8 protein-coding genes and 1 pseudogene are annotated in these 10,311 nt (G+C 69.9%); 7 read left to right on the forward strand and 2 right to left on the reverse strand.

Annotation, left to right across the window (positions count from 1 at the left end; genetic code table 11):
* Positions 1-201 (reverse strand): annotated as a pseudogene (locus tag AOK08_RS27205) (hypothetical protein); the annotation flags it as partial.
* A 149-nt stretch (positions 202-350) separates the two neighbouring features.
* On the opposite strand from AOK08_RS27205, the gene mtnA reads away from it, so the two are divergent.
* The 7 genes from mtnA to AOK08_RS27240 all read left to right on the forward strand — a co-directional run bounded on the left by mtnA (position 351) and on the right by AOK08_RS27240 (position 9,286).
* The gene (gene mtnA, locus AOK08_RS27210; protein WP_055530867.1) at positions 351-1,496 is read left to right on the forward strand and encodes an S-methyl-5-thioribose-1-phosphate isomerase; all 1,146 of its coding nucleotides are present in this window, start codon (positions 351-353) and stop codon (positions 1,494-1,496) included.
* 8 nt (positions 1,497-1,504) lie between these two features.
* On the forward strand, positions 1,505-2,194 hold the full coding sequence (gene mtrA / locus AOK08_RS27215) for a two-component system response regulator MtrA (RefSeq protein WP_198539409.1): 690 nt from the start codon (positions 1,505-1,507) through the stop codon (positions 2,192-2,194).
* Between the two features lies 1 nt (position 2,195).
* Positions 2,196-4,286 (forward strand): MtrAB system histidine kinase MtrB, encoded by a 2,091-nt coding sequence (gene mtrB / locus AOK08_RS27220; RefSeq protein WP_055530871.1) that lies wholly within the window; start codon positions 2,196-2,198, stop codon positions 4,284-4,286.
* Entirely contained in the window at positions 4,276-6,207 is a 1,932-nt protein-coding gene (locus AOK08_RS27225) for an LpqB family beta-propeller domain-containing protein (protein ID WP_055530873.1), read from the forward strand. Before mtrB ends, AOK08_RS27225 begins: the two co-directional genes overlap by 11 nt.
* Before the next feature lie 156 nt (positions 6,208-6,363).
* Complete coding sequence (locus tag AOK08_RS27230; protein WP_055530881.1) at positions 6,364-7,323, forward strand: ComF family protein; 960 nt, start codon at positions 6,364-6,366, stop codon at positions 7,321-7,323.
* A gap of 315 nt (positions 7,324-7,638) precedes the next feature.
* Entirely contained in the window at positions 7,639-8,334 is a 696-nt protein-coding gene (hpf, locus tag AOK08_RS27235; protein ID WP_422125777.1) for a ribosome hibernation-promoting factor, HPF/YfiA family, read from the forward strand.
* Positions 8,335-8,539: 205 nt separating this feature from the next.
* Positions 8,540-9,286 (forward strand): response regulator, encoded by a 747-nt coding sequence (locus tag AOK08_RS27240; RefSeq protein ID WP_055530877.1) that lies wholly within the window; start codon positions 8,540-8,542, stop codon positions 9,284-9,286.
* Positions 9,287-9,364: 78 nt separating this feature from the next.
* Here AOK08_RS27240 and AOK08_RS27245 read toward each other — a convergent pair.
* Positions 9,365-10,311, reverse strand: a 947-nt coding sequence (locus tag AOK08_RS27245; protein ID WP_055530879.1) for a winged helix-turn-helix domain-containing protein, incomplete at its 5' end; no start/stop codon positions are given.

Here is a 10,311-nt window from a genome sequence, read left to right on the forward strand (position 1 = left end):
GCCCTGAGGGCCGGTGGGGGCGGACCACTGGGCGGGTGGCGGCTGCTCCTGCGACCACTTCGGGCCGGAGCCGGCCGTGTCGGGGCGTGGCTGTTCCGCCGGTTCCGCGGGACCGGAGCGGTCGGCGGGGGCGGACGCGCCGGACGGCTGTCCTTCGGAGGGGGCGGATCCGGGCGAGGCCCAGCCCGGAGTGTCGTTCATCGTCGCTCCTTCACGGTGCCCGTCCGCGATCGCGGCAGGTTGGCAGCCATCGTGCCATGGGGAGCAAGCGGGGGGATCAGCCCCCGTACGGGCTGGACACCTTCAGTCGTCCGACCCATGGTCCGGCGGACAACGGGCAGACTGGGTGGATGGCTGATCAGTACGCGCAATCCCGCGAGGACAACCGGCCCACCGAGATACCGGCGATCCGCTGGGAGGAACCTCCCGAGGGTCCGGTGCTGGTCCTTCTCGACCAGAGGAGACTGCCGGCCGAGGAGGTCGAGCTGGTCTGTACGGACGCGCCCGCGCTGGTGGCGGCGATCCGTTCGCTTGCCGTGCGCGGGGCGCCGCTGCTCGGCATCGCGGGGGCGTACGGCGTCGCGCTCGCCGCCGTGCGTGGCTTCGACGTGGACGAGGCCGCCGTGGCGCTGGCACAGGCCCGGCCCACCGCCGTGAACCTCGCTGTCGGTGTGCGCAGGGCACGGGAGGCGTACGGGGCGGAGCTCGCCAGGAGCGGTGACCGGGAGCGGGCGGCCGGGGCGGCGCTGGTCGCGGCGCGGGTGCTGCACCGGGAGGACGCCGAGGCCAGCGCGCGGATGGCCGTGCACGGGCTGGCGCTGCTCGACGAGCTGCTGCCCGGCGGCGGGCACCGGGTGCTGACGCACTGCAACACCGGGTCGCTGGTGTCGGGTGGTGAGGGAACGGCGTTCGCGGTGGCGCTGGCGGCGCACCGGGCGGGGCGGCTGCGTAGGCTCTGGGTGGACGAAACGCGCCCGTTGCTGCAAGGTGCTCGCCTGACGGCCTATGAGGCGGCGCGCAGCGGAATGGCGTACACCTTGCTCACGGACAACGCGGCGGGCTCTCTGTTCGCCGCCGGGGAGGTGGACGCGGTACTGATCGGCGCGGACCGGATCGCGGCCGACGGTTCGGTGGCGAACAAGGTGGGGAGCTATCCGCTCGCCGTGCTGGCCCGGTACCACCATGTGCCGTTCATCGTGGTGGCACCGGTGACGACGGTGGATCCGGACACCCCGGACGGGGCGTCCATCGAGGTGGAGCAGCGTGCCGGACATGAGGTGACGGAGATCGCCGCGCCTCAGGTGCCGGTGGCGGGAGCGGAAGCGGGAGGCGGGATTCAGGTGGCACCCCTGGGGACCCAGGTGTACAACCCGGCGTTCGACGTGACACCTCCCGATTTGGTGACGGCGATCGTCACCGAAGCGGGCGTTGTGTCGCCCGTGACGGCCGATGCGCTGGTAGAGCTGTGTGACAGGTCACGACAGGTAACGATTTAGTTAATGGGATGATGTCGTTTATGAAGGGACGAGTCCTTGTCGTCGATGACGACACCGCACTGGCCGAGATGCTCGGCATTGTGTTGCGTGGTGAAGGTTTTGAGCCGTATTTCGTAGCCGACGGCGACAAGGCGCTGGCCGCTTTCCGTGAGTCCAAGCCCGATCTGGTGCTCCTGGACCTGATGCTTCCCGGCCGGGACGGTATCGAGGTGTGCCGCCTGATCAGGGCGGAGTCCGGGGTACCGATCGTGATGCTCACGGCCAAGAGCGACACCGTCGATGTCGTCGTGGGCCTGGAGTCGGGTGCCGACGACTACATCGTGAAACCGTTCAAGCCGAAGGAGCTGGTCGCCCGGATCCGGGCGCGGCTGCGGAGGTCGGAGGAGCCGGCGCCCGAGCAGCTGGCCATAGGCGACCTCCTCATCGATGTCGCCGGTCACTCCGTGAAGCGGGACGGGCAGTCGATCGCGTTGACGCCTCTGGAGTTCGATCTGCTGGTCGCGCTGGCGCGCAAGCCGTGGCAGGTGTTCACCCGTGAGGTGCTTCTGGAGCAGGTCTGGGGGTACCGCCACGCGGCGGACACCCGACTGGTCAACGTTCATGTGCAGCGGCTGCGCTCGAAGGTCGAGAAGGACCCGGAGCGGCCGGAGATCGTGGTGACCGTCCGTGGCGTCGGATACAAGGCAGGACCGAGCTGACATGTCCGGTGACAGTGCCGCTTCGCCCCCCGGGCGTTCCGGAGGGCGAGCGGAGCGGCCTGTCGGGCGGCCGAAGGTGAGCAGGGCCGGTTCCGGCCGGTGGCGGTTCTTCGAGGGCGGGCTGCTCCAGGGCGGTGTCCAGGGCAGCCCGGTCCTTCGGCTGTTCATGCGCTGGGTGCGAAGGCCGCTGCTGCCCGTCATGCGGCTGTGGCGGCGCAATATCCAGCTCAAGGTCGTCGCCACGACGCTGCTGATGTCGCTCGGTGTCGTACTGCTGCTCGGTTTCGTCGTCATCGGGCAGGTGCGCAACGGTCTGCTGGACGCCAAGGTGAAGGCCTCGCAGAGTCAGGCCGCGGGTGGGTTCGCGGTGGCCAAGCAGAAGGCGGACACGGCAGCCACCGCCAGCGGGGACGACGGTTCCGGTGCGGGCGGCCGGCCCGCGCAGAACGTCATCCAGTGGATGAGTGACCTGGTGGAGTCCCTCTCCAGCGGTGGCCAGGGTGCCTTCGATGTCGTGACGCTGCCGATAGGTCCGGCGGGCGACGACAGCGGCGGCGGGCGCGCCGCGCGTGCCTCCGGCGGGGTGGACCCGACGACGAGCGTGCCCGAGGCGCTGCGCGCGCAGGCCGACGGCAGCATGCTGATGGCCCAGAGCTACACGCGCATCATCTACACCAACCACAGCATCGAATCCCAGCCCGCGCTGATCATCGGCAAGCAGGTCGACGACCCGAACGGTGACCCGTACCAGCTCTACTACCTCTTCCCGCTCACGCAGGAGGAGAAGTCGCTGAGCCTGGTCAAGGGGACGCTGGCGACCGCCGGGCTGTTCGTGGTCGTCCTCCTGGGAGCCATCGCCTGGCTCGTGGTGCGGCAGGTCGTGACGCCCGTGCGGATGGCGGCGGGGATCGCCGAGCGGCTGTCCGCCGGGCGACTGCAGGAGCGGATGAAGGTCACCGGCGAGGACGACATCGCCCGGCTCGGTGAGGCCTTCAACAAGATGGCGCTGAATCTCCAGCTGAAGATTCAGCAGCTGGAGGAGCTGTCGCGGATGCAGCGGCGGTTCGTGTCCGACGTGTCGCACGAGCTGCGGACGCCGCTGACGACCGTACGGATGGCCGCCGATGTCATCCATGACGCGCGCGTGGACTTCGATCCGGTGACCGCGCGGTCGGCCGAACTGCTGGCCGATCAGCTCGACCGCTTCGAGACGCTGCTCGCGGACCTGCTGGAGATCAGCCGGTTCGACGCGGGCGCGGCGGCGCTGGAGGCCGAGCCGGTGGACCTCAGGACGGTCGTCCGGCGGGTGGTGAGCGGTGCCGCGCCGCTTGCCGAGCGCAAGGGGACGACGGTACGGGTCGTCGGCGATCAGCAGCCTGTCGTGGCGGAGGCCGACGCACGGCGCGTGGAGCGGGTGCTGCGCAACCTCGTCGTCAACGCGGTGGAGCACGGCGAGGGCAAGGACGTCATCGTGAAGCTGGCCGCAGCGGGCGGCGCGGTCGCGGTGGCCGTACGGGACTACGGCGTCGGGCTCAAGCCCGGTGAGGCGACCCGGGTCTTCAGCCGCTTCTGGCGGGCCGACCCGGCACGCGCGCGTACCACCGGCGGTACGGGCCTCGGCCTGTCCATCGCGCTGGAGGACGCGCGGCTGCACGGCGGCTGGCTGCAGGCGTGGGGCGAGCCGGGCGGTGGTTCGCAGTTCCGGCTGACGCTGCCACGCACCGCCGACGAGCATCTGAGGGGCTCACCGATACCGCTGGAGCCCAAGGACTCACGGCGTCATCGGGGACTCAACGACGCCGGTCTGCCGTACGCGGGCGGCGACAAGCTGGCCACGGTGCCGATACAGGCGACGGCCACGGAACAGCGGCCGATAGCTCCGCGGCTCGCCGGTACGACCCCGACCGCGGACCCCACGGCGTTGCCCGGCAACGGCGCTCGCGTGGTGCCGCGCCCGGCCGGCGGTGCGCGGCGGGACGGCGTGTCCGGTACGGAGGCACGGTCCTCGGACGGCGGCTCCATGGACGACGTCTCATTGGACGCCGGGTCAGAGCGTGTGGACGAGCAAGGGGAGGCATTTCGTGGGCCCTGACCGCGAGCGGGACGGCCGGCGGAGGGAAACGGTTCGCACGCTGGCGTACGCCGCCTGTGGCGCCGTACTGCTGGCCGGATGCGCCTCGATGCCCGACAGCGGGGATCTGCGCTCCGTCGAGTCCACGCCACGGCAGGACGCCCAGGTACGGGTCTTCGCCCAGGCGCCCCACGAGAACGCTCCGCCGGGGCAGATCGTCCAGGGCTTCCTGGAGGCGCTGACCAGCGACGATCCGCACTATGAGACGGCGCTCAAGTACCTGACGCCGCGTGCCGCGAAACAGTGGCGGCCCGACGTGTCGACCACGGTGCTGGACGGCGGTCCCACTGCCGATCCCGTGCACGCGGGCAGCCGGGACGACCCGGACGACTACGCGTCCGCGCTGACCGGTGACCGGTTCGCCACGCTGGACTCCCAGCAGTCGTACGAACCTGCCAGCGGGCAGTACCAGGAGACGCTGCACCTCACGCGCGACCGCAAGAGCGGGCAGTGGCGCATCGACGACCTGCCGCAGGGCATCGTCATGGGCAAGTCGGACTTCCTGCGCAACTACACGTCCGTCAACAAGTACTACTTCGCGTCGAACACGCCTACGGAGGCGGACGGCAAGCCTGTGTCCGTCGCCGATCCGGTGTACGTCCGCAAGAAGGTCGACCCGATGACGCAGACGGTGAGTTCGCTGCTGGCGGGCCCTTCGCGCTGGCTGGGACCGGTCGTCAGGTCGAGTTTTCCCACCGGTACGGCGCTCAAGAAGGGCGTCACCTCGCTGACTCCCGACGACCAGAACCGGTTGACGGTGCCGCTCAACGACAAGGCGAGCCGGGTCGGGTCCGCCAAGTGCACCGAGATGGCCGCGCAGCTTCTCTACACGCTCCAGGACCTGACCCCCACAGGTGTCGACGAGGTCGCACTGCAGCGCGCCAACGGCAGCCAACTGTGCGACCTCGACAAGAACCGGGCCGAACTCGTCGCCGCGCGCGGGGTGGCACAGCACCCCGAATTCCAGTACTTCATCGACGGCAAGCACCGTCTCGTCCGGGTGGCCGGGGACAGTCTCCAGGCCTCCGCGGACGTCACCCCGGTGCCGGGGGCGCTCGGCGAGGGCGAGAAGCAACTGCGGTCCGCGGCGGTCTCGCGCGACGAGGACACCGCTGCCGGGGTCTCGCTGGACGGGAGCAGGCTGTACGTGGGGTCACTGGTGTCCGGCGGATCGCTCGGTGAGCCCGTGCTGACCAGCCAGGGCGCCACCAAGGCCGACCGCCTGACCACACCGAGCTGGGACGGCGACGGCGACCTGTGGGTCGCGGACCGCGATCTCAAGAAGCCCCGGCTGCTGCTCCTGGAGAAGGGCGCGGGCGACCCGCTCGAGGTACGGACTCCGGGGCTCGACGGGCGCATCGAAGCGGTACGGGTGGCCGCTGACGGGGTGCGGGTCGCGCTCATCGTGGAGAAGGGCGGCCTGCGGTCCCTGTACCTCGGGCGGATCCAGCGCGACGAGGCGTCGGCGGCTGCCTCCGGTGGGTCGCGGCAGGAGGAGGCGGCGGGCCCGGGGCCGGCGAAGCCGTCGGCGACAGGGCAGAAGGCCGGGGAGCGTCCGGTCGTGTCGGTCCTCGAACTGCACTCCGTGACACCGCAGTTGGAGGAGGTCACCGCCATGTCGTGGGCCGGTGACAGCCGGCTCGTGGTGGTCGGGCGTGAGCAGGGCGGCGTGCAGCAGATGGGGTACGTACAGGTCGACGGCTCGACGCCGGTGGGTTCTGCGCCGGCCGCGCTGACCGGTGTGAAGGGCGTCGCCGCTTCCGAGGACGAGAGGCTGCCGCTGGTGGCGTACTCGGAGGAGGACGGGATCGTACGGCTGCTGTCCGGGTCCAAGTGGCAGAAGCTGGTCAAGGAGGGGTCGGCTCCGGTGTATCCGGGGTGAGTGGTCCCTCCGGTTGAGAAATGATGCGTGACGGCCCGTCGGATGTCCGGCGGGCCGTCGGTGTTTCCGGGGCTGCTCATGGGGTGCTCGGAGTTGTCCACAGGGGGTTTTCCACAGGGGTGGCCGGTTGGCGCCGGTATTGGCACAGTGGTGGGCATGCGGGGGTGGTGGCAGGATCTCGGCGACCTGGTGCTGCCGGCCGAGTGCGGAGGCTGCGGAAGGCCTCGCACGGTGCTCTGCCCGCAGTGCCGTGCCGCTCTGCACGGGGCCGCACCCAGCCGGGTGAGACCCGCGCCGGAGCCACCCGGGCTGCCGGTGGTGCATGCGGCTGCCCGGTACGAGGACGAGGTGCGTGCGGTACTCCTCGCGCACAAGGAAAGGGGTGCGCTGGCTCTGGCGGGTCCACTCGGGACGGCACTGGCGGGAGCTGTGCGGGCAGGGCTGTACGGGGCCCTGGGCGATGGCGGTTGTACGGGTGTGCTGCTCGTGCCTGTGCCGTCCGCGTCCCGGGCCGTGCGGGCCCGGGGGCATGATCCGGCGCGGCGTATCGCGCTCGCGGCGGCGGGTGAGCTGCGCGGGGCCGGTACGCCGGCCCGGGTGCTGGCGGCGCTGCGGCAGCGGCGTGCCGTGGCCGACCAGTCGGGCCTCGACTCCCGGCAGCGGCTGGACAATCTCGCGGGCGCGCTGAGCGTGGCCGCCGGGGGCGGACGGCTGCTGGCCGGAGCGGGTGCGGTCGTCCTGGTCGACGACCTGATGACGACCGGGGCCTCACTGGCCGAGGCCGCGCGGGCCGTGCGGGAAGCGGTCGTGCATGGCGGGGCGGCCGTGGGAGGTGAGGCGGTGGTGCGAGGTGAGGCGGTTCTGCGGGGTGAGGCGAGCGGGGTGAAGGAGGTCGAACGGTCGGGAGGGGTGGGGAACGTGAGAGGAGTGGGAAACGCCGTGTACTCGGAAGCAGGGCGGGAAGGCGGAGGACAGCGGTGGGCCGAGGCCACGGCCGTGCGTGCGGAGCGGAGACCTGGAACAGCGGGAACGATGGCGCAGGGTGTCTTCGGAGGCATGATCTGTGCGGCTGTGGTCGCGGCGACACCTGAATCCTTCGAAATAAACCGGAACTGACCGCGAACTTGCATCGTTGCAGGTAGTGAGAGGGCCAATTCATTTGAACGGAGGTACGCGGCAGTAGAGGGTGACGACATCCGTCCGGGCGAGATATGTTCGGTTGTGAGGGAAAGCCGCAGGCCACACCTCGCAAATCCGAATGCCGTGCTGCGGGTTTCGCCTAATCACCCCAGCCGGTCGCGTGGGGATGCCGCCCATGGGGGAGGAGGAGGTGGAAGTCACCGAGTCCGAGGTTCCGGAGTTCACCGGAGCCTGGTGCAAAAGGGAGACGCTTCGCCACTGAAGCGGAGCGATCCGGGAACGGAGTTCTGCGTGGACATCGTCGTCAAGGGACGCAAGACCGAGGTGCCCGAGCGGTTCCGGAAGCACGTTGCCGAGAAGTTGAGGCTGGACAGAATCCAGAAGCTCGACGGCAAGGTGATCAGCCTCGATGTAGAGGTGTCCAAGGAGCCCAACCCCCGGCAGGCCGACCGCTCCGACCGAGTGGAGATCACGCTCCACTCCCGCGGTCCGGTGATCCGGGCGGAAGCAGCGGCAAGCGACCCGTACGCGGCACTCGACCTCGCGGCTGACAAGCTGGAGGCCCGGCTGCGCAAGCAGCACGACAAGCGTTACACCCGCCGAGGCGCCGGCCGGCTCACAGCCGCCGAGGTCGCCGACCACGTCCCGGACGCGGCAACGCTGAACGGCAATGGCCACCCCGTCCACGAGGAAGACGCGGACGGAGTGCCCGTCAAGAGGATCGGCTCGCTGGAAGTGAAGGGTGAAGGCCCCCTCATCGTCCGCGAGAAGACCCACGTCGCCTCCCCGATGACGCTCGATCAGGCGCTCTACGAGATGGAACTGGTCGGGCACGACTTCTACCTGTTCGTCGACTCCGAGACGAAGGAACCGAGTGTCGTCTACCGGCGGCACGCCTACGACTACGGCGTGATCCACCTCAACACGGACCCGATGGTCGCCCATCAGCCCCATTCCCCCGCGGCGGGTGGCACGTTGGGCGGCTGACCGCCGCCGGTGACGGCCGAGCGGGTGCCCCTGGAGCGCGTGTGCGCCCCCAGGGGCACCCGTGCACGCCCCCTCCGGAACCCGCTCTGTCACCGCACTGTCGCCCGGGCATGGAATCATGGCCGCAACGGCTCAACCGGTGGGTCGTTGCCTTGGGTTGGCGATGGCACAGGACCACAGGCCACAGCCTTCAGGGGGAGGAACGATGGCGGACAGCTTCGGACCGATGCAGGTCGAGAACGTCGGCGACGGCGTCACCGGCATGGGCCCGGACGCGGGCATCTCACGCAAGGAGCCGATCAGAGTCCTTGTCGTGGACGACCATGCGCTCTTCCGCCGTGGACTGGAGATCGTGCTCGCGGCCGAGGAGGACATCCAGGTCGTCGGCGAGGCGGGGGACGGAGCGGAGGCTGTCGACAAGGCGGCCGACCTGCTTCCCGACATCGTCCTGATGGACGTACGGATGCCGAAGCGCGGAGGGATCGAGGCGTGCACCTCCATCAAGGAGGTCGCGCCCAGCGCCAAAATCATCATGCTGACGATCAGTGATGAGGAAGCCGATCTCTACGAGGCGATCAAGGCGGGTGCGACCGGCTATCTCCTCAAGGAGATCTCCACGGACGAGGTGGCCACGGCCATTCGCGCGGTCGCCGACGGACAGTCGCAGATCAGCCCCTCGATGGCGTCGAAACTGCTCACCGAATTCAAGTCGATGATCCAGCGGACGGACGAGCGGCGGCTGGTGCCCGCGCCGCGGCTCACGGATCGCGAGCTGGAAGTGCTCAAGCTGGTGGCCACCGGGATGAACAACCGTGATATCGCCAAGGAGCTGTTCATCTCCGAGAACACCGTGAAGAACCATGTGCGCAACATCCTGGAGAAGCTGCAACTGCACTCCAGGATGGAAGCGGTGGTTTACGCGATGCGGGAGAAGATCCTCGAGATCCGATAGCGGATCGGTCAGTGGGACCCGTCGACGGGACCCGTCGGGATCGGTCGGCGAGATCGGTCGGCGGGATCGGTCGGGCGGTTATCCGAGGGCCTGGGTCAGTTCCCTTGTCAGGGGGGTGCGCAGGTCCGGGGCGTCCATCCGTTCCACTCGTACGTTTGTGCAGTTCACCCAGCTTGCCGCCTCCAACAGGGCCTGGGCCACCGCCGGGACCGCCTTCGGGCCGTTCAGGGAGACCTGTCTGGCCACCAGGGTGTTGCCCTCCCGGGCGGGGTCCACCCTGCCGACGAGATGGCCCCCGGCGAGGACCGGCATCGCGAAGTAGCCGTGCACGCGCTTCGGCTTGGGGACGTAGGCCTCCAGGCGGTGGGTGAAACCGAAGATCCGCTCTGTGCGTGCCCGCTCCCAGATCAGGGAGTCGAACGGGGAGAGCAGGGTCGTGCGGTGGCGGCCACGCGGCGGTGTCTCCAGGGCCGCCGGGTCGGCCCAGGCCGGTTTGGCCCAGCCTTCGACCGTGACCGGGACCAGACCCGAGTCCGCGATCACCGCGTCGACCTGTTCCGCTTTGAGGCGGTGGTAGTCGGCGATGTCCGCGCGGGTGCCCACGCCCAGGGACTGGCCCGCGAGGCGGACCAGGCGGCGCAGGCATTCGGTGTCGTCCAGTTCGTCGTGCAGCAGTGTGTCCGGGATGGCGCGCTCGGCCAGGTCGTACACCCGCTTCCAGCCCCGGCGTTCCACGCACACCACCTCGCCGTACATCAGGGCGCGTTCGACGGCGACCTTCGTGCCGGACCAGTCCCACCAGTCGCTGGTGCGTTTGGCGCCGCCCAACTCCGTCGCGGTGAGCGGGCCCTCCGCGCGGAGTTGCTTGATGACCTGGTCGTAGACACCGGACGGGAGGTCGTGGTTCCAGTGCGGGCGGGAGCGGTAGGCGCGGCGGCGGAAGGCGAAGTGGGGCCACTCCTCCACGGGGAGGATGCAGGCGGCGTGCGACCAGTATTCGAAGGCGTGGGGGTGGGGCTGGGAGT

It is taken from the genome of Streptomyces graminilatus (assembly GCF_001418565.1).
Lineage (GTDB): Bacteria > Actinomycetota > Actinomycetes > Streptomycetales > Streptomycetaceae > Streptomyces > Streptomyces graminilatus.